Here is an 18,914-nt window from a genome sequence, read left to right on the forward strand (position 1 = left end):
GAAGCCCGACCCTTCCAAAGGGCGAAAGCGATTACGCATTACGACAAGCCATCTTCTGCCTTAAACATCATCTGCCGAGATCATTTCTGCCCGGTCAAGCTCGCCCGTCATCGCCGCCACCGTTACCGCCACAGCGGCATCACCCGACACGTTGGTGGTGGTCCGCATCATGTCCATGATCCGGTCAACGCCAGCGACAAAGGCGATGGTTTCCAATGGCACGCCAACGCTGCCGAACACCAAAGCCATCATGATCAGGCCCGCGCCCGGGATGCCCGCCGCACCGATGGCACCGAGCGTAGAAGTGATCGAGATCAGGACATAGTCACCAAAGCTGAGGTCGACGCCGAATATCTGCGCGCCGAACAATGTGGCAAGCCCGAGATACATCGCGGTGCCATTCATGTTGATCGTGGCACCGAGAGAGACCACGAAGCTGGCTACCGAATTGCTGACACCGAGATTGCGTTCGACGCAACGCAGGGTCACCGGCAGAGTGGCATTAGACGAGGCCGTAGAATAGCTGACCGCCATCGCATCGATGATCCCGCGGAAGAAGTCGAGTACCGGCAGCTTCGCGATGAATTTGATCATCCCCGAATATACGATACCGATGATCAACAGGCAGCCGAGATAATTGAGACCGACCAATTGTGCCAGCGAGAGCAAGGCATCCATGCCGAGTGTGCCGGCAACCCATGCCATCAGCGCAAAGACACCAAATGGTGTCAGTTCCATCACGATCATCGTGACTTTCTGCATCACAATGGCGCCGCTATCGAAGATTTTGGCCAGCGGCTTGCCGTCTTCCTTGGCCATCAAAATGCCTATACCGATCAGCAGCGCAAAGACGATCAGCGGCAGGACCCGTACGTCGGCCATCACCTGAACCGGGCTGTCGGGAACAATCGACAGGATCATGTCAACGGCGCTGGTGTCATTGGGTACCGGCGTCTCGCCCTTTTCGATCGCGCTTGTATTGACACCATTGCCGGGCTGAAAAAACGTCCCGAGCGCGAGACCCAGCCAGGCGGCGATCTGCCCGGTGATGACGAACAATATCATCGCCCGTCCGCCGACGCTGCCCAGTTTCTTCAGATCACCAAGCGCCGCCACACCGGCGACAAGCGAGAAGAAGATCAGCGGGACGACGAGCATCTTGATCGCCTTGATGAAGAAGTCGCCGATCCACTTGATGGTTTCGGATTCGGGGCCCCAGATCAGGCCGGTGATGACACCGAGAATCAGCGCCGCGATAACGCGCTGCCAAAGCGGAATTTTGAACCAGAATGCCAGCATATCATTGTCCCCGTTTTTCTGACCCAAGCCTATCGACTGCAAAAGAAAGCGGCAAGCGTTTCGGTTCGGCCTACATCCAGAAGCTGATCGCCAGACAGGTCGACAGTCCAACGCCAAAGGTCAGCGGGATGCCGGCCTTGAAGAAATCGGTGAAGCGGTAATTGCCGGCCGCGTATACCAGCGTGTTGGTTTGATAGCCGATCGGCGTCGCAAAACTGGCAGAGGCGGCGAACATCACCGCGATCACCAGAGGGCGCGGATCAACACCCAGATCATTGCCCAGCGCGATGGCTATCGGAGTAATGATGATGGCCACCGCATTATTGGTCACGATTTCTGTCATGATCACCGACAGGACGTAGATAGCGAACACAAGCCCCCAGGGTGGTACTTCCCGCAAAAAGGGAGTCAGTTCGGCAACCAGCAGGTCAACGCTGCCCGCTTGCTGCAATCCGAGTCCCACTGCGAGCATACCGAATATCAGGACCAGAACATTGCCGTCGATCGAACCCCAGGCTTCTTCCGCGTCGATACAGCGAGCGAGCAGGATCGCACCGACGGCCAATATGGCCGCAACCGCGAGCGGGATGATGTTGAGCGCGGCAAGAACCACCACTGCAACCAGTGCGCCAATGGCAATCGGCGCACGGTCCCGGCGGAAAGCACGGATTTTGGTCTGCCCGACGCCGAATAGATTAGGATTTTGATACATGCGGCGGATATCTTCGCTGGAACCGGTCACCAGCAACCGGTCTGCCGCGTGGATCCGCGCATTGGTCAGGTCTGATCGCGGCAGGTTGCGATAACGGGTCATTCCCAACACGCGCACGTTAAGCTGTGACAGAAACGGAATATCGTATAGCCGGCTACCAATAGCGGGATGACTGGGGGCGACTGTCGCCTCGACCAGTTCCTCGCCCAAAGCGCCGACATCGCCTTTGTGAACGATTCCAACCTTGAAATCTTCTGATTCTCGCAGAGAAATGAGCTCAGCCAGATCGAGTTGCACGACAATACGGTCGCCCGCCCGCAGTTCGTGAAAATCAAGATCATGGCGGATATAACTGCTCAACCTTTTGACCGCCGTGACCTCCAGGCCAGCCCGGCGCAGTTCGGGAACGGTGTAAAGTTTTTTGTCGATCACCGAGGCTTTGTTTCGAACGGTCAATTCGGTGAGAAAAGCGCTTTCGTCGCTGCTGTCAAACTCACCTTTGACGTCACCGCCGGGAAGCAACCAGCTGCTGAACAGGACCATCATGATCGTACCCGCAACCGCTGCGATCAGACCATAAGGCGTGATTTCAAAAATTCCGAAACCGGCCAGACCTTGTTCCTTGGCCACAGCATCAACGATGAGGTTGGTCGAGGTACCGATCAGCGTCGTCGTGCCGCCCAATATGCAGATGAAACTGAGCGGAATCAGCAATTTCTTGGAAGAGAAGCCGGTTGCCCGCGACAGCCGGAGGATGATCGGAATCAGGACGATCACCACCGGCGTGTTATTCATGAAGGCGGACGCGACAAAAGCACCCAGAAACATCTCGGCTACTGCCAGCTTGGGGCGGCGTTTGGCACGCTTGATAATGAAGCCGGCAATCGCGTCGATCGTGCCGGTTCGCAGCAATGCGCCCGAAAGAATGAACATCGCGGCGATCGTGATCGGCGCGGTGTTGGAGAATACCGAAAACAGGCCGTCGGAATCGATGATCCCGAGAAACAGGAACATACAGGCTCCGAGCACCGCGACGACAGCGGCCGGGAAACGCTCCATGATGAAACCGGCGAACAGGAAGCCAAGGATCACCAGGCCGATGATCGCCTTGTTCGCCTGGATATATTCGTTGATGATGTGAAGAATGAGGTCGATCATGGATCAGGAACAGCCTTCAATATAGTTCGCCGGTCCGGCCAGTCCGGCGCGGAAATCGGTGACTCGTTTATTAGCATTCGGCCCGCCGGAAGGCTTTGACGATAATTGTTCACCGCTGCCGTCGGAAGTCGCCGTCTCGAATATCATCTTGTACCGGCCGTCGCTGGAGTCGAGGATCAAATAGGACCCGGCAGCATCAAGATAGGGATGACGGTCAATTTTTATCCAGTCGCCATAAAGCGACACGATCTCTGTTTCGGTCATTCCGATGCTAGCACCGGATAGAGACTTCAACATGATGCCGGCGTCATTTTCGCCGATATCGATGCGCACCAGTCGACCCTCATTGATCATAAAATGGACACCGGGATATTCGGTCTCGTTGGAAAGATAATGGCAAGCGGCATATTCTTCATCGGCCTGCGAATGTGCCGATCGGTAAGGATCACTGAATCCCCGTTTCTGCAGCACAGCCTCGCTCGTTCCGATCTCTATGGAGCCGAGACCCTGGAAGGCAAGGCGGGGTTTTTCATCTGTAGCCCCCAGCAACAAGAGCGGAGCAAGCAGGAGGGTTGCTGGTCGAAACAGAGCTTTCATCCGCATTGTGCCCTGTGCATCATTTTCTGGTCTGCCAGAACCACGGCCATCATCGCCTCGACAACCGGAACGCCGCGAATCCCGACACAAGGATCATGCCGGCCCTTGGTCGATATTTCGGTCGCCTCGCCCTCCGGCGTGATGGTCGGCACAGGCGTCAATATGGAACTGGTCGGTTTGAATGCCACTCTGCAGAAGACCGGCTGGCCAGTCGAAATCCCGCCAGCCGTTCCGCCTGCGTGATTGGAGTCAAATCGCGGACCGTTGTTACCGGGGTGCATCGCGTCGGCATTTTCTTCGCCGCGCAGACGGGCGGCGGCAAAGCCGTCACCGATTTCCACACCCTTGGTCGCGTTGATTGTCATCATCGCTGCGGCAATTTCGCTGTCCAGCTTGGCATAGATCGGTGCTCCCCATCCGGCGGGTACGCCGACAGCTTCGCAGGCGATAATCGCGCCGATGCTGCTGCCGTCCTTGCGTGCACCATCAACCAGTGCTTCCCAGCGCTTTGCGGCTTCGGCGTCAGGGCAGAAAAACGGGTTATTGCCGATCTCATTGGCATCGAAATTCGCCGGATTGATGGCATCGCCACCGATTTCCGCAACCCAGGCCCGGATCGTCACTTCCGGAATCACCAGCCGTGCAACCGCACCGGCAGCAACCCGCGCCGCTGTTTCGCGGGCGCTTGACCGCCCACCACCGCGATAATCGCGAAAGCCGTATTTCTGGTCATAGGCATAGTCGGCATGACCGGGACGATAGGCTTTGGCGACTTCGCTATAATCCTTGGATCGTTGATCGACATTCTCGATCATCAGCGAAATCGGCGTGCCGGTCGTCTTGCCTTCGAAAATGCCGGAGAGAATTTTGACCTGATCCGGTTCCTGCCGCTGGGTCGTATATTTCGATTGGCCGGGACGCCGCGCATCAAGAAATGGCTGGATGTCTGCTTCGCTCAGCGCCAGTCCGGGAGGGCAGCCGTCAACCAGCGCGCCAAGCGCAGGTCCATGGCTTTCTCCCCAAGTGGAAAAGCGGAAAGCATGGCCAAAGATATTAAAACTCAAAACTCGCTCTCCGCGTTGATAAATTCAATTCTGTTTCCGAAAGGATCATTCACGAAAAAACGGGAATGATGATCAACCGGTTCGGCAGACTGTATCCGATAACCCGCATTTTTGAGCTTTTCCATCAAGTTGTGGAAATCGCTTGCCTGAAAAGCGGGATGTGCTTTCTTTGCCGGGCGAAAATCGCGTTCGATTCCGAGATGCACACGGACTTGCTCCTTCTCAAACCAGCAACCCCCATTCGCCTGCAAAGTTGCAGGCTTTGTGCGTTCGGGGATATCCAGGAGCTCACTATAAAACTCCCTCGCCTGTTCTTCTCCTGCTTCGGGCATGGCCAGTTGGACATGATGCAAACCCGTGATCATCAATCCAGCGCGATATCCGGCGCGTCTTCCTGCTTCATGCCGACCGTATGATAGCCGGCGTCGACATGATGGGTTTCGCCCGTGACGCCTGCGGAAAGATCGGACAGGAAATAGAGAGCCGAAGCGCCCACATCATCGATGGTAACGTTGCGCCGCAGCGGTGAATTCAGCTCGTTCCATTTCAGAATATAGCGGAAGTCGCCAATTCCGGAGGCGGCCAGTGTCTTGATCGGGCCGGCGGAGATTGCGTTCACCCGGATTCCATCAGGACCGACGTCATGCGCCAGATATTTGACAGAGGTTTCCAGCGCGGACTTGGCGACGCCCATAACATTGTAATGCGGGATGACTTTTTCGGCACCATAATAGGATAATGTTAGCATCGAACCACCGGCGCTCATCAGCGCCGCAGCGCGTTTCGCGACAGCGGTAAAGCTGAAGACGCTGATATTCATGGTCATCAGGAAATCGTCGAGGGTCACGTCATAATATTTGCCCCGCAATGCTTCCTTGTTGGTGAAACCGATTGCATGGACGACAAAGTCGATCTTGCCCCAGCGTTTTTCAATCTCGGCAAATGCTGCGTCGAGCTGTTCCATATCGCTGACGTCGCAGTCGATCAGAAAATCGCAGCCCAGTTGTTCGGCCAACGGTTTGACGCGCTTGGCCATCACCTCGCCCTGATAGCTGATCGCCAGTTCGGCACCATCAGCGGCCAGACGCTGGGCAATACCCCAAGCCAGTGACTTGTTATTGGCAAGCCCCATGATCAAGCCGCGCTTGCCCTTCATTAAATCACTCATCGACCTGGTCTCCTGAAATCAGATAATCGTCGCTGATAAACGCTATCAAGATGATTTTCCAGCGGATCATTCGCCAATTCCCCTGCGTGACGGGCGTTCGGCGAGAGCAGCGTTCAATTCCGCGCCGATTACCACGCCCAGACCGACCAGATAGAAAAAGATCAGCGTGATCATAACGCCCGCAAGACTGCCATAGGTCAGCTGGTAATTGGCCGCATATTTGAGAAACACCGGCAGCAGTCCGGTGATCATCAGCCACCAGCCGCTAATGAATACCGCTCCCGGCCATTTGGGATATTGGCGCGGCCGATATTGGCGGGGCGTCAGCAGGCGGAACAATAAGTAGAGCGTGGCAAAAAGAACGAAAAACGGCACGGCGTTGGAAAGCGAGAGCCAAAGCGCGTCGCTCTCGACCGCCGGAAAATAGGTGCCGAGAAAGCCGCTCACGCCGGCCACCACAAATTGCGCGCTCAGCGCCAGCATCGCCAGAAACACCGATAAGAGAATCAGGAAGATAGACGTTAGGCGATATTCCCAGAACGCGCGCTGAGCCTGTACGCCATAGGCCCGATGGAGAATTTCCCGGATTGTCTCGATCAGGCTGGTGGTAGTCCACAGGCCGACGATCGCGCTGAACCAGAGCAATGGCCCGGTTCGTGCGGTCATCGCGTCTCTGATCGGATCGTGCAGCGCATTGGCCACCGAAGGCGGAACAGTAACCAGAAAAGCCTCGACAAAGTCGGTGCCGATCGCGGTCTGGCCAAAGCCGCCGACAATTGCGGCAGCGACAATGAAGAAGGAAAAAACCGCGAGCAGCGACATATAGGCAAAATTACCGGCAAAGGTAAAACCGTCATGATAGACGCCCACGGCGGTGCGCTCGATGATGATGAAGGCGCGTCGAACCGGGCTTTCATCCGCAAGTCTTTCGCCAGCTCTATTGCTGGACGGCCCCGACTCCCCCCTGCCCCGGCGCCGGGCCTCAGGAGAGAGTTCAGACTGGGGATTCCTGCTCAAGCCTACACACCCAAGCTGGCGCGCGGATTCTCTTCTAGATTCCAGTCTTTCACAAATTTTGCGAGTTGGTCGTCTTTGTCCGGCAGAGCTATCATCAAAGTGACCAGCTGATTTCCGCGGACTCCCGATTTTCCATGAAAGCCCTTGTTTTTCAGCCGCAACGTCTTGCCGGAATCCGACCCGGGAGGGATCGAAAGCATCACCGGTCCATCCACGGTCGGGACCTTGACCTTGGCACCTTGCACTGCCTCTTTCAGAGTGATCGGCAGTTCGAGCCTAATATTGTCGCCATCACGTTCAAAAAAAGGATGGGAATTGATATGTATGGTGACAATCGCATCACCATTCCCGCCCGGTCCGGGCCGACCCTTGCCGCTGAGGCGCATTTGCGTGCCTTCCTCGACGCCCTTGGGCAAAGTGAGGTCAATGGTCTTGCCATCTTCCAGCGTGATCCGCTGTTTTTGCAGCGTTGCAGCAGCGATGAATTCTACCTTCAGCCGGTAGGCGACATTAGCGCCCTTGGCTGGCGGTGCGCTGCGCTGGCGGTTACCGAAAGGCGAACCACCGGCTCCGCCGCCGCCACCGCCGCCAAAAAGACCTTCGAAAATATCACCGAAATCTGCGCCGGCATTGCCGAAATCAGGTTGCTGGCCGCCCGGACGACGTTGATATCCGCCCCCGCCGCCATAGCCGAAGGGCGCGGTTGGATTACCTTCCCCGTCAATTTCTCCGCGATCAAATTGTCCGCGCTTTTCCTTGTCCAGCAACAGATCATAAGCCTTGGTGACGTCGGAGAAACGCTCCGTCGCCTTGGGATTATCCTTGTTCTTGTCCGGGTGCAGTTCCTTGGCGAGCTTGCGATAAGCGGACTTAATCTCCTTGTCGCTTGCGCCCTTGGCAACGCCCAATGCTTGATAGGGATCTATCATTATTTAACCTTTTTCAAATCCTTACCATGCTGAGATTGGCATTTTCCGCCAATTTTTCAACTCTACTGTCTTATTCGGGCATAACGGCATCTGCAACCTTGTTATGTCGCGTGAAACGCAGCAGCAGATAAAGAACCAGTCCCAATGGCCCCAGCATAAGAACAAACAACAAGATAGGTATCTGCAGCCAGCGTGCAAACCCGTATTTATCCGCATTGCGCGCGACCCATAGACCGACAAACAGGTCAAAGGCCAGATAGTGAATCCATCCCACCGTCGCCCCGCCAGGGCTGGACAGCAGTTGCTGGACACCCGCCAGGGTTGAAAAGTCCGGAAAACCGCCGCCGCCACCATCAATCATGCCGGTCATCAACGGGATGATGATCACTGCATAGGCACAGGCCAGAAGACCGATGCCGCCGTAGAACAGGCCAGTCAGTATCGCTTCCCCGCGTGGCGCAAACGCAAGAATCAACCACATCAGCAATGCGTAATTATTACTGAACGTAAAAATCAGGTCCCAGTTCATGATGCCCACCCCTTTGCGATATATCTAGCAGAAACCCGCGCCTTGTCGCAGATCAAATTTTTGTTTGTTTGCGGGTCGTCGACAGGATGTTACAGAATGACTCATGACCAATCCATTTTCACTATTCGACACGTGGTTCACCGAAGCACGCACCACTGAAATCAATGACAGCAATGCGATGACCATCGCCACCGCCGATGCCGAGGGGCAGCCCTCAGCGCGGATGGTGTTGCTCAAAGGCCATGGCCCCGACGGCTTCATCTTCTACACCAACCAGCAAAGCCGCAAGGCCGGCGATATCGGTGAAAACCCCAAGGCCGCGATATTGTTCCACTGGAAAAGCCTGCGCCGCCAGATCCGGATTGAAGGCCATATATCGACGGTAGCAGATAGTCTGGCCGATGCTTATTTTGCTTCCCGCAGCCGGGATTCACAGCTCGGGGCCTGGGCCTCGGACCAATCCCGCCCGCTCGCTGATCGGGCCACCTTCGAAGCCCGGTTCGCGGAAATGACCCAGCGGTTTGACGGCAGCGATGTTCCCCGTCCGCCGCACTGGTCGGGCTATTGCCTTACCCCCGCACGATTTGAATTCTGGCAGGACCGGGCCCACCGGCTGCACGAACGGCGGACCTTTGTCCGCGATGGTGACGACTGGACGGAAGGACTGCTCTACCCATGAGGAATCTGCCTTATTATCATGTCGATGCTTTTGCCGACCGTCCCTTTACCGGCAACCAGGCCGCAGTAATGCCGCTCGAAAGCTGGCTTGATGACTCGGTTCTGCAGGCCATTGGCGAAGAAAATAATTTTGCCGAGACCGCTTTTTACCTGCCCGACGCAAGCCATGCAGCAGATTACGAACTGCGCTGGTTCACCCCCACCGTGGAAATCGCGCTCTGCGGCCATGCAACGCTCGCCAGCGGCCATGTCATATTGTCCCAGGACCCTGCGCTGCAACAAGTCACTTTCCGGACACGAAAAGCCGGTATATTGACGGTGAAGCGCGAGGCAGGTGGCTATGCGCTGGACCTTCCTGCTTACGCCCCATCTCCCAAATCCATGCCGGAAATAGTCGCTTTGGTCGGTGGCAGCCCAGTCGAAACGCAATTTCATGAAGGGCGCTATCATGTTCTTCGCTATGCCGATGCCGGCGATGTTCTGACACTGAAACCGGACCTCAAAGCCCTCGCCGTACTCGGCAATGCGCAATTCATCTGCACCGCACCCGGCAAGGATACCGATGTACTGAGCCGGGTTTTCGTACCCGGCGGCGGGGTTGACGAGGATAGTGTGACCGGTTCGGCCCATGCCGTCTTGACGCCTTATTGGGCGAAGCAATTGGGCCCCGACAATTTCACCGCTTATCAGGCAAGCCAGCGCGGAGGCTATGTGAATTGCCGCCTCGACGGCGACCGGGCCTGGCTGGGCGGAAAATGTGTGACCGTGGTGGAAGGCACCTTTCGCCTGTAGCGACCCGAAGCAAGCGCCAAACGAAGCGGACGTTTAGCTCCTTGTCGGAAACTGCGCCATAATCCGCCCGATCTGCGCGCTCATCGGCGCGAGGACATCATCTTGCGTCTTGCCGAGCCGGACCACGGTCAGCTGTTGCTCGGGCGAGACAACAATCTGCTGTCCCAGATGACCAAGAGCAGCGAATATCGTGTCAGGTCCGTTGTCGGGAAACAATATCTGGTTGCGGCCTTCGGGACGTTTCTTGTTGAGCCAGATATGGCCGCCATAAGCCGGATCGTTTGGCGACGATTTTTTCATGAATCTCACCCAGCTGACCGGCAAATGCTGAGCGCCTTTGCGGGCACCGTTGTGACGCAGAAATTCTCCGAATGTGGCATAATCCCTTGCGGTGGCATGAAGGAAACTGCCGCCCAGAAAGGTACCATTCGGATCGAATTCGGGATAAGTGCCATCCATTCCCAGAGGCTCGAGCAGTCGCCCCCGGATGAAGCGCAAGGTGACATCACGCCGGACCAGCGGGTCAGTGCTCTCGGTCAAGGTGCGGGTAATGATGTCGGAAAGAATGATGCTGGTGGCGCTGCTATATTCGAACTTCTCCCCCGGTTTGGCTTCCATCGGGCGGGCCTCGGCATAAGCGGCTGTATCTTGCGCGCCATCCATGAACAGCATCCGGTTGGTATCTGCCTCGAAAACGGTCTTCCCGTCCTCTCCGGCCACTTCCGTATGATCAAGCCCGGACGACATGTGAAGCAAATGGCGCAGGGTTATGTCGCCGCGCGGATCGCCCGGTCTTTGCCACGCGGGCACGGGAGCCGGATCATCGAGCACTAGCCGCCCATCCGCGACCAGAAAGCCAATCAGCGCACTGGTAAAGCTTTTTGCCATCGACCAGCTGATGAACCGCGTGTCTTCGTCATAGCCCTCGGCATAGCGCTCGGCGATGATTTTTCCCTGGTACATGATCAGAAAGGCCCGCGTCTCCGCCATCGCCGGATCTTCGAACAATGGCGCAATTGCCGCATCGAGACGCGCCTTGGCGATCGGGCTATCGTCCGAGACATAGGCCAGTTCCGCGGTGCTTTTCTGCGGTGCCGCCTTGGTTTCGCCATTCCCTCCGCAACTGGAAAGGGCGAGCATGAGGGCCGGTATCAAGGCGAGTTTAATCTTGTGCATATTGCATCGTTGCACCAATAGAAGCCGCTATGGCAACTGTAAAAGACACATCCCGAGCGCCCCGAAGCAGGATGCGGATCGCGCTATATGCCGCTGCGCTGTTCCTGCTCATCCTGATCGCCCTGTTCGCGTATAATTACAACAGCATCAGGGGACAGCTGGACGTCGGCACCGGTTATGGAGCGCGGGTTGCCTGTTCCTGCCACTTTGTCGGCGGACGGGATATCGAGGATTGCGGCAAGGACTTCGAGCCGGGCATGGAAGTGATTAGCTTGTCGTTGGATGAAGAGCGCAAAAGGGTGACGGCCTCTGCCTTGCTGATGGAGACGGCTACTGCCGAGTTTCGCGAAGGCTGGGGCTGCGTGATGCTAACCGACGAACAGGTACAGGCCGAATAAACTAAACTTCGACGCCTGCCAGCCATTGCTGCTCAACCGCATCGGTGCAGTCTATCCAGCCGCCACCCAACACCCGTTCCTTGTGATAGAAAACAGCGGCTTGCCCCGGAGACACGCCGAATTCCGGATTGTGGAATTGCAGTTTTTCCCCTTCCAGCCGGGCCAGAGTCGGCTTCGCCATCGAACGGACTTTAACGTCGACCGGGCCGGCATAGTCGCCGCCGATCCAGTTGATGTCGCGAAGAGAGGCTGACGCAATCGCCAAAGCGGCTTTCGGGCCGACAATCACGCGCTTCGCTTCCGGTTCCAGCCGAATCACATAGAGCGGCTCGGCCTGTCCGCCGATTTCCAGTCCCTTGCGTTGCCCCACGGTATAATGGATGAGTCCCTTATGCCGGCCCATGGACGTTCCATCGATATGGACAATCTCGCCATCATCGTCCGCGTCCGGACGCAATTTGCGCACGACGCTGGCATAGTCGCCATTGGGAACGAAACAGATATCCTGACTGTCCGGCTTGAAGGCCACAGCCAATCCCATGTCCTCGGCGATTTCGCGGACTTGTGTCTTGGGCATATCGCCCAGCGGGAAACGCAGATAGTCTAGCTGATCCTGCGTAGTTGCAAAAAGAAAGTAGCTCTGGTCGCGAGCCGGATCTAGCGCGCGGTGCAATTCAGCCCCGGTCGGTGTCTCAACCCGGCGGACATAATGTCCGGTCGCCAGACAGTCGGCGCCCAGTTCGCGAGACAATTGCAACAGATCGGTGAATTTGACGCCCATATTACATTGCACGCAGGGAATCGGGGTTCGGCCCGCCATATATTCATCGGCAAAGACATCCATTACCGAATCCTTGAACCGACTGGCGTGGTCAAAAACATAATGGGCAATGCCAAGCCGGTCGGCCACGGCGCGCGCGTCACGAATATCCTGTCCCGCACAACAGCTGCCAACCCGTCCCACGGCTTCACCATGGTCATATAGCTGCAAAGTAATCCCGATGGTCTCGGCACCGGTTCGCGCTGCCAAGGCCGCGACTACACTCGAATCGACCCCGCCAGACATGGCGACAACAATGCGCTTGCCCGTCAGATCGTCACCGAGCTGAAAATTTCCATTCATTTTGTCTGTCATAATGAATGCAGCCCATAAAGAAGTCCTGCCGTTTGCGCCAGTGCTGCGAGCTTATCCTCTTTTGCACCCCTATGTGGTCCATTTTGACACGAATCGGACGGTTAGGCGAAAGGAATTCTTAACTAGTCCTAAGGCCGCGTAAACATCCCTTTTACACAAGTTTATACCTTCGCTGCTAGACCAGCGTCTATGGATTTGAACTTTCCCCATAAGACCCTGAAACGGATGGCTTTAGATGAAAGCAATACGGTTGCTCCGCGAGTTTCGGATCATCGGTCATTGCTCGCTCACGCCATAGAGCGACAATCATCTAGCCAATCCGCACGGAATTATGTTGCGGCGAGTCGGGGGGGGCCAGGTCTCCCATCAGCAGCTCCAACAACGTTCATGGACGACCGGATGGCTTTTTTTGCCGGACAGCTTCGATCGGACAGGAACCGTCTCAGGAAAACAGCGTTATTTGAATCCGGCTGTTTCCGACCTGACCTTGCACAAAGGAAAATCAACGACATGCGTTAATAATCGAATTTATGAACACGACGTTTACCTTGGCAATTCAGGTAATCGCAAAGCTCTGCTGTTACGAAGACCAGACGTAGTAGAAAACGGGGCCAAATGCCGAAGGGCAAAATTTGAGGGTAGTATGATTGAAAATCAAAAAATAAGACCATCGCAAGTCGTCGGTCCACTGGGTGAGCCGCTCACCATTGGTGATTTGCCGAAACCTGGTACGACTCGCTGGGTGGTTCGTCGGAAGGCGGAAGTTGTAGCAGCTGTCAACGGTGGCCTGCTGTCGGTTGATGAAGTATGCGACCGCTATGCACTCTCGCTGGAAGAATTTGCTTCCTGGCAACGGGCTGTTGACCGTTCTGGTATGCCGGGGCTGCGCGTGACGCGAATCCAGCATTATCGGGACTTGTACGAGCGCCAGCAGAAATATTGACGGAAAACTGATCGGTATAAAGCCCTGGCCGAGCTCAACCGTTCCTTTTATACCTTCAAGTCTGCGGTAAAATCCTCTATGTGATTGTAATCGTGAGCGTATGGATTGCGCGCTCGCATACAATCAGGAGGAAGATATGGGTTGGATTATTGCATTGATCGTCGGCGGTATTGCGGGCTGGCTGGCCAGCATGGTCATGGGCCGTGATGCCTCCATGGGCGTCTTCTGGAACATCATTGTCGGCATCATCGGTTCGGTAATTGGCAATTTTGTCGGTCGCTATTTCGGCTTTGGCGGCAGCATTCAGGAATTTTCGATCATCGGTCTGTTCACCGCTTTTGTCGGTGCGGTAGTGCTGTTGCTGATACTGAACCTCATCCAGCGCGGCCGGGTCCGTTAAAACCCGCTTTTCAGTATAATATTCAAAACTCGGGGGGCTGGTTCGTTTACGGACCGGCCCTTTCGTAAGATGATATCGGTTGTTCGTCGAAGCATGGCTTGTAAAATCGGCCGAATGCTGTTCCAGCTTGCCGCCGGTGCCATATTGATATAATACAGTCTCTGAAAATCTGAATTGACCAGAAAATCAGCGATTCTTTTGTGTATTGCCGTGAAAAAATACGATATGGGCCTGACCGAAGAGTGAAACTATGAACTATGAGTCCACCATCCCCAGCAATGAAATCTCGATTATGGACGACCCTGTACAGCGTAGTACCAACCGCCGCCCCCTGATTATTGGAGCGGCCGTGGTTTTGGCGCTTCTGCTGGCGTATATCGGTTATCATTATTTCTTCGGAGCACCGGGCGATGAAGAGACTGCAAGTCAGGCACCCATGGTTACGGTCATGGCCCCCGGCAAACAACAGGTAACACGCACGATCAATGCGACAGGAACATTGGCAGCACGGCGAGAGATTCCGGTTAGCGTAGTCGGTGAAGGCGGTCGGGTAACCAATGTATATGTCGACGCTGGCGACTGGGTGAAGCAGGGCCAGATCATGGCCAGTATCGACCGATCCGTTCAATCCCAGCAAGCAGCAGGCCTGGAGGCGTCGGTCAGCGTTTCACGAGCCGACCTTAATCTGGCGCAGTCCAATCTGGATCGTGCAGCACAGCTGGTCGAACGAGGCTTTATTTCCAAGGCAGATATCGACCGGTTGACAGCGACCCGCGATTCCGCTGCTGCCCGTGTGCGGCTGTCACAGGCCCAGTTAAACGAAACCCGGGCGCGTAACAGCCGTCTGAATATCGTGGCTCCCAAGGCAGGCTTTGTCTTGGAGCGCAATGTTGAGCCCGGACAGACAGTGACCCAGGGCAGCGGCATTCTCTTTGTGCTCGCACAGGACGGGGAAATGGAATTACAGGCCCAGCTTGGCGAAAGCGATTTGGCCAATATTTCGGTGGGCATTTCCACCCAGGTGACCCCGGTCGGTACCACCAAGGTCCTAACCGGACAGGTCTGGCAGATCTCACCAACCATTGATCCGCAATCCCGACAGGGTATCGCCAGAATTGCTCTCGGCTATGACAGCGCCTTGCGACCAGGTGGATTCGCCAGTGCGCGGATCGCGAGCGGGACTTCCGAGGTTGCTATATTGCCCGAATCAGCCTTGCAAAATGATAGCAAGGGAAGCTTTGTCTATGTTGTCGGACCGGACAATAAGGCGGAGCGGCGCGACGTCGTCATCGGCGCAGTGTCTCCTGCGGGGCTTTCCATCACATCCGGACTAACCGGAAACGAAAAAGTCGTACTTCGCGCAGGTGGCTTCCTGAGCCCCGGCGAGACCGTGCAGCCGAAAGTCCAAAAGAAAGCAGGCGGCGCGTGAGTCGTTCACAAATTTGAGGCCTGATCGATGAACCTTCGCAATATTTCCGCCTGGAGCACGCGCAATCCAGTGGCTCCGCTGGTGCTCTTCGCAGCGCTACTTTTTGCGGGTTTGCTGAGCTTCAATCGCATGGATGTCGTGAACAACCCGGATGTCGAATTCCCGGCTGTTTCGGTGCGCATCTCGCAGCCAGGCGCAGCACCGACGGAGATCGAAAACCAGATCACCCAGTTGGTTGAGTCAGCGGTTCGCTCGATCAGCGGCGTCAAGAATATAAGTTCGACCGCCAGCGAAGGCAGCAGCAGCACATTCGTCGAGTTTGAAATCGGCGCGGACGTAAACAACGCCGTCAATGAAGTCAAAAACTCGGTCGATCAGATTCGCGGGTCCCTGCCGGACGGTATCCTGGAACCGCAAGTGTCGAAAGTCGATGCCGTGGGCGGTCCCATCGCATTTTTTGCCGTCAAAGCCGACGACATGACGGTCGAACAGCTCAGCTGGTTTGTCGATGACACAGTGGTCAAGCGGCTTCTGTCCGTCGATGGAATGGCCGAGGTTGACCGCTTTGGCGGCGTCGACAGGGAAATCAGGGTAATCCTGCAACCCGGACGAATGCAGGCGCTCGGCGTTACAGCAAGCCAGATCAACAATGCACTCCGCCAGATCAACATCAATGCTGCTGGTGGACGGGCAGAAGTCGGCGGCACCCGGCAGTCCGTCCGCGTTTTGGGCAATGCCGACGATGCCTATGCTTTGTCCCAGACGCAAATATCCCTGGGCAATGGCCAGACGATTAAGTTGAGTGACGTTGCAGACGTCACAGATTCCTTCGGCGAACGCACTTCGATCAGCAAGGTCAAGGGCGTGGAGGTGGTCAATTTCTCGATGACCCGAGCGCGCGGAGCTTCCGATGTGACGGTCTATGACAATGCAATCGAGATCATGGACAAGATCAAGGCGGAAGTCCCGGGAATCGAGTTTATTCCGCTTTTCAACAGCGTTACCTATACCAAATCGCAATATAAAAGTTCGATGCTCTCCATGATTGAAGGCGCGATCCTCGCCGTGGTCGTGGTTTTCATTTTCCTGCGCGACTGGCGGGCGACGGTTATCTCCGCCATCGCCATACCGCTGTCGGCAATCCCGACTTTCTGGTTCATGGACCTGCTCGGATTCAATCTCAATTTCCTTTCACTTTTGGCACTGGGCCTGGTTGCAGGTGTGCTGGTCGACGATGCCATTGTCGAGATCGAGAATATCGTGCGCCATATGCGCATGGGGAAAACCGCCTATCAGGCATCAATTGATGCCGCGGACGAGATCGGTCTCGCGGTTGTCGCCACATCATTCTGTATTGTCGCCGTCTTCCTGCCGGTTGGTCTGATGCCTGGTATATCCGGTCAGTTTTTCAAAAACTTCGGCATTACCGTGGTTGTTTCGGTGCTGATGAGTCTTGCGGTCGCCCGTATGATAACGCCTATGGTTGCCGCCTATTTCCTCAAGTCTCACGGCCAGGCCGAACATGGCGAAGGGGTCTGGATGGACCGATATATGGTCTTGCTGCAGTGGGTGTTGGATCGATCGTCTGCCGACCGCATCCGGCAGACGCTGGTTCCTGCCAAAGCCACATGGTGGCAATATCTTGTCGGCTTCATATTGTTTGCGTTGATAGTTGCAGCATTCGTCGGCATCGCATTTTCTCTCGGCATGTTTATCAACGGCTCGCTGTCGACTTTGATACCGAGCGACTTTTTGCGAGCCATTTTGAGTCTGATTGTCGGCGTGGCTGTTGGTGTTGCCAGTGCAACCTTGCTCGCTTCGATAATCAAACGCTTGGCCAGCATTTTCGGCAGCCGCTTTGCCGACTGGTACGCCTACCGTTCCGGTCGCTTTCGGGCGCGAGGCTATGATCATCGCATATGGATGATGGCGATCGGTATCGTTGCCTTTGGCCTGACGGTCATACTATTTGCGATCACGCCGTCCGAATTTCAACCGAAGATCAATGAGGACAACAGCCGTATCCAGATCGAGGTTGTGCCTGGAACAACGCTCGAACAGACAGAAAAAATCGCTGATTCGGTGTCAGACCTGATGTATGCCCAGCCCGAAGTAGACCGCGCCCTGACCAGGGTTCGCGAAACAAATGCGACAGTATTTGTGAGCTTCAAGAAAGATCGCAAAAAAACATCGATCGAGTTTGAGCGCAGCCTGTCACCGGAACTTCAGAAAATTCCGGACGCCCGGATTTCCTTCCAGTCACAAAATGGCGGCGGCGGAACCGGACGCGATATTTCCATAATGCTGACCGGTTCAGATCCCGATTTGCTTGATTCCACCGCAGCCCAATTGGTGGAACAGATGAAAGATGTCAGTGAAGTCCGCGCTCCGCGGATTGCATCTGATCTCAGCCGTCCCGAGATTATCATCACTCCACATATGGACCTCGCGTCCCAGCTTGGCGTGACAACTGCTTCGCTGAGCCAGATAATCCGGATCGCTACATTGGGCGAAATCGATCAGAATGCTGCAAAATTTTCGCTGTCGGACCGGCAGATTCCGATCCGTGTCATGTTGCCGCTCGCATCGCGAGCCGATCTGACAACCATCGAAAATCTGCCAATCCCGATTGCCACCGGCGGAACGGTTCCCCTCAGCCGCGTGGCCACCGTCAGTTTCGGATCCGGGCCGACGTCGATTCAGCGCTACAATCAAAATCGCCGGACATTTATCGGTGCGGATCTTGGTCCGGACGTGGTCAAAGGCGATGCGATGGAGAAGATCTTCGCACTACCGATCATGAAGAACCTGCCCACTGGCGTATCCAACGAAGCTTTTGGTGAAGACGAGTGGCAACAGGAACTGGCGCTCAATTTTATGATCGCCTTGATCGCTGGCATATTGCTCGTCTTCGCGACGCTCGTTCTGCTCTACAAAAGGTTGATGTCACCACTGGTCAACATGGGCTCGCTCGCGCTGGCCCCGCTTGGCGGCATGTTACTGGTCTGGGCTACGGGTACATCACTATCCATGCCAGTGCTGATCGGTGTGCTGATGCTCCTCGGCATCGTCAGTAAAAACTCGATTCTATTGATCGACTTCGCGATCGAGGAAATGCAAAAAGGCGTGCCGAAGTTCGAGGCGATCATGGATGCCGGACACAAGCGGGCACAGCCGATTGTCATGACCACCGTGGCGATGACCGCAGGCATGGTGCCGACCGCTCTGTCCCTGTCTGGCGATGGCGCCTGGCGCGCGCCGATGGGCATTGTGGTGATCGGTGGCTTGATCGTTTCGACCTTGCTGACGCTGGTCATTGTGCCCGCCGGATTTAGTCTCGCGGACGGATTCGAACGACGCGCAGGCCCGTGGTTACGCAAGAAAATGCTGACCTACGAGCCCGGCGATGATCGCCATGATCGACCCGATGCGGAGGTTCAGCCCGCCGAGTGAAGCCAATTTCTTCCCAGACAGGCAGCGGAGGCGGCGC

The 18,914-nt window shown here is 55.9% G+C and carries 18 protein-coding genes; 7 read left to right on the forward strand and 11 right to left on the reverse strand.

What is annotated here, in order from left to right:
- Positions 1–60: 60 nt before the first annotated feature.
- The 9 genes from AAC060_RS09650 to AAC060_RS09690 form a co-directional block, all read right to left on the reverse strand.
- A complete protein-coding gene (locus AAC060_RS09650) occupies positions 61–1,299 on the reverse strand; it encodes a dicarboxylate/amino acid:cation symporter (RefSeq protein WP_339825566.1) in 1,239 nt (412 codons plus the stop codon).
- Positions 1,300–1,369: 70 nt separating this feature from the next.
- On the reverse strand, positions 1,370–3,169 hold the full coding sequence (locus AAC060_RS09655; RefSeq protein WP_339825463.1) for an SLC13 family permease: 1,800 nt from the start codon (positions 3,167–3,169) through the stop codon (positions 1,370–1,372).
- A gap of 3 nt (positions 3,170–3,172) precedes the next feature.
- A complete protein-coding gene (locus tag AAC060_RS09660) occupies positions 3,173–3,766 on the reverse strand; it encodes a hypothetical protein (RefSeq protein WP_339825465.1) in 594 nt (197 codons plus the stop codon).
- A complete protein-coding gene (gene aroC, locus AAC060_RS09665; RefSeq protein ID WP_339825467.1) occupies positions 3,763–4,830 on the reverse strand; it encodes a chorismate synthase in 1,068 nt (355 codons plus the stop codon). Before aroC ends, AAC060_RS09660 begins: the two co-directional genes overlap by 4 nt.
- The gene (locus tag AAC060_RS09670) at positions 4,827–5,195 is read right to left on the reverse strand and encodes a VOC family protein (protein ID WP_339825568.1); all 369 of its coding nucleotides are present in this window, start codon (positions 5,193–5,195) and stop codon (positions 4,827–4,829) included. Before AAC060_RS09670 ends, aroC begins: the two co-directional genes overlap by 4 nt.
- A complete protein-coding gene (gene fabI / locus AAC060_RS09675) occupies positions 5,195–5,998 on the reverse strand; it encodes an enoyl-ACP reductase FabI (protein WP_339825469.1) in 804 nt (267 codons plus the stop codon). The genes AAC060_RS09670 and fabI overlap by 1 nt, the downstream gene beginning before the upstream one ends.
- A 66-nt stretch (positions 5,999–6,064) precedes the next feature.
- On the reverse strand, positions 6,065–7,015 hold the full coding sequence (locus AAC060_RS09680; RefSeq protein WP_339825472.1) for a YihY/virulence factor BrkB family protein: 951 nt from the start codon (positions 7,013–7,015) through the stop codon (positions 6,065–6,067).
- Between the two features lie 2 nt (positions 7,016–7,017).
- A complete protein-coding gene (locus AAC060_RS09685; protein WP_339825475.1) occupies positions 7,018–7,944 on the reverse strand; it encodes a DnaJ C-terminal domain-containing protein in 927 nt (308 codons plus the stop codon).
- Between the two features lie 70 nt (positions 7,945–8,014).
- Entirely contained in the window at positions 8,015–8,473 is a 459-nt protein-coding gene (locus AAC060_RS09690; RefSeq protein ID WP_339825477.1) for an ABA4-like family protein, read from the reverse strand.
- Positions 8,474–8,576: 103 nt separating this feature from the next.
- Here AAC060_RS09690 and pdxH point away from each other — a divergent pair, with 103 nt between their 5' ends.
- Together pdxH and AAC060_RS09700 are read left to right on the forward strand one after the other, a co-directional pair.
- On the forward strand, positions 8,577–9,152 hold the full coding sequence (gene pdxH / locus AAC060_RS09695) for a pyridoxamine 5'-phosphate oxidase (protein WP_339825480.1): 576 nt from the start codon (positions 8,577–8,579) through the stop codon (positions 9,150–9,152).
- The gene (locus AAC060_RS09700; RefSeq protein ID WP_339825482.1) at positions 9,149–9,943 is read left to right on the forward strand and encodes a PhzF family phenazine biosynthesis protein; all 795 of its coding nucleotides are present in this window, start codon (positions 9,149–9,151) and stop codon (positions 9,941–9,943) included. The genes pdxH and AAC060_RS09700 overlap by 4 nt, the downstream gene beginning before the upstream one ends.
- 33 nt (positions 9,944–9,976) lie before the next feature.
- Here AAC060_RS09700 and AAC060_RS09705 read toward each other — a convergent pair whose 3' ends face one another.
- The gene (locus AAC060_RS09705; protein ID WP_339825485.1) at positions 9,977–11,119 is read right to left on the reverse strand and encodes a serine hydrolase; all 1,143 of its coding nucleotides are present in this window, start codon (positions 11,117–11,119) and stop codon (positions 9,977–9,979) included.
- A gap of 29 nt (positions 11,120–11,148) precedes the next feature.
- Between AAC060_RS09705 and AAC060_RS09710 the strand changes: the two genes are divergently transcribed.
- The gene (locus tag AAC060_RS09710) at positions 11,149–11,517 is read left to right on the forward strand and encodes a hypothetical protein (RefSeq protein WP_339825488.1); all 369 of its coding nucleotides are present in this window, start codon (positions 11,149–11,151) and stop codon (positions 11,515–11,517) included.
- A gap of 1 nt (position 11,518) precedes the next feature.
- On the opposite strand, the gene mnmA is transcribed toward AAC060_RS09710, so the two are convergent.
- The gene (gene mnmA / locus AAC060_RS09715) at positions 11,519–12,640 is read right to left on the reverse strand and encodes a tRNA 2-thiouridine(34) synthase MnmA (RefSeq protein WP_339825491.1); all 1,122 of its coding nucleotides are present in this window, start codon (positions 12,638–12,640) and stop codon (positions 11,519–11,521) included.
- 655 nt (positions 12,641–13,295) lie between these two features.
- On the opposite strand from mnmA, the gene AAC060_RS09720 reads away from it, so the two are divergent.
- From AAC060_RS09720 to AAC060_RS09735, 4 genes are all read left to right on the forward strand, one after another.
- A complete protein-coding gene (locus AAC060_RS09720; protein ID WP_339825571.1) occupies positions 13,296–13,595 on the forward strand; it encodes a DUF1153 domain-containing protein in 300 nt (99 codons plus the stop codon).
- A gap of 136 nt (positions 13,596–13,731) precedes the next feature.
- Positions 13,732–13,995 carry a GlsB/YeaQ/YmgE family stress response membrane protein gene (locus tag AAC060_RS09725; protein WP_339688901.1) on the forward strand — a complete coding sequence of 88 codons (264 nt, stop codon included), beginning with the start codon at positions 13,732–13,734 and terminating at the stop codon, positions 13,993–13,995.
- Positions 13,996–14,245: 250 nt separating this feature from the next.
- Positions 14,246–15,424: an efflux RND transporter periplasmic adaptor subunit gene (locus AAC060_RS09730; RefSeq protein WP_339825493.1), complete on the forward strand. Its 1,179-nt coding sequence runs from the start codon at positions 14,246–14,248 to the stop codon at positions 15,422–15,424.
- Positions 15,425–15,451: 27 nt separating this feature from the next.
- Positions 15,452–18,877: an efflux RND transporter permease subunit gene (locus tag AAC060_RS09735; RefSeq protein ID WP_339825495.1), complete on the forward strand. Its 3,426-nt coding sequence runs from the start codon at positions 15,452–15,454 to the stop codon at positions 18,875–18,877.
- The last annotated feature ends 37 nt before the right edge of the window (positions 18,878–18,914 follow it).

The sequence above is a fragment of the uncultured Parasphingorhabdus sp. genome (assembly GCF_963975555.1).
In the GTDB taxonomy this organism is placed as follows: Bacteria; Pseudomonadota; Alphaproteobacteria; order Sphingomonadales; family Sphingomonadaceae; genus Parasphingorhabdus.

Bases quoted from the DNA above. Each gene is read 5' to 3' on its own strand.
- AAC060_RS09660 (WP_339825465.1), bottom strand. From the start codon at position 3,766: ATGAAAGCTCTGTTTCGACCAGCAACCCTCCTGCTTGCTCCGCTCTTG.
- fabI (WP_339825469.1), bottom strand. From the start codon at position 5,998: ATGAGTGATTTAATGAAGGGCAAGCGCGGCTTGATCATGGGGCTTGCC.
- AAC060_RS09700 (WP_339825482.1), top strand. From the start codon at position 9,149: ATGAGGAATCTGCCTTATTATCATGTCGATGCTTTTGCCGACCGTCCC.
- AAC060_RS09720 (WP_339825571.1), top strand. From the start codon at position 13,296: ATGATTGAAAATCAAAAAATAAGACCATCGCAAGTCGTCGGTCCACTG.
- pdxH (WP_339825480.1), top strand. From the start codon at position 8,577: ATGACCAATCCATTTTCACTATTCGACACGTGGTTCACCGAAGCACGC.
- AAC060_RS09670 (WP_339825568.1), bottom strand. From the start codon at position 5,195: ATGATCACGGGTTTGCATCATGTCCAACTGGCCATGCCCGAAGCAGGA.
- AAC060_RS09710 (WP_339825488.1), top strand. From the start codon at position 11,149: ATGGCAACTGTAAAAGACACATCCCGAGCGCCCCGAAGCAGGATGCGG.
- AAC060_RS09730 (WP_339825493.1), top strand. From the start codon at position 14,246: ATGAACTATGAGTCCACCATCCCCAGCAATGAAATCTCGATTATGGAC.
- AAC060_RS09655 (WP_339825463.1), bottom strand. From the start codon at position 3,169: ATGATCGACCTCATTCTTCACATCATCAACGAATATATCCAGGCGAAC.
- mnmA (WP_339825491.1), bottom strand. From the start codon at position 12,640: ATGAATGGAAATTTTCAGCTCGGTGACGATCTGACGGGCAAGCGCATT.
- AAC060_RS09725 (WP_339688901.1), top strand. From the start codon at position 13,732: ATGGGTTGGATTATTGCATTGATCGTCGGCGGTATTGCGGGCTGGCTG.
- AAC060_RS09735 (WP_339825495.1), top strand. From the start codon at position 15,452: ATGAACCTTCGCAATATTTCCGCCTGGAGCACGCGCAATCCAGTGGCT.
- AAC060_RS09705 (WP_339825485.1), bottom strand. From the start codon at position 11,119: ATGCACAAGATTAAACTCGCCTTGATACCGGCCCTCATGCTCGCCCTT.
- AAC060_RS09650 (WP_339825566.1), bottom strand. From the start codon at position 1,299: ATGCTGGCATTCTGGTTCAAAATTCCGCTTTGGCAGCGCGTTATCGCG.
- AAC060_RS09690 (WP_339825477.1), bottom strand. From the start codon at position 8,473: ATGAACTGGGACCTGATTTTTACGTTCAGTAATAATTACGCATTGCTG.
- AAC060_RS09685 (WP_339825475.1), bottom strand. From the start codon at position 7,944: ATGATAGATCCCTATCAAGCATTGGGCGTTGCCAAGGGCGCAAGCGAC.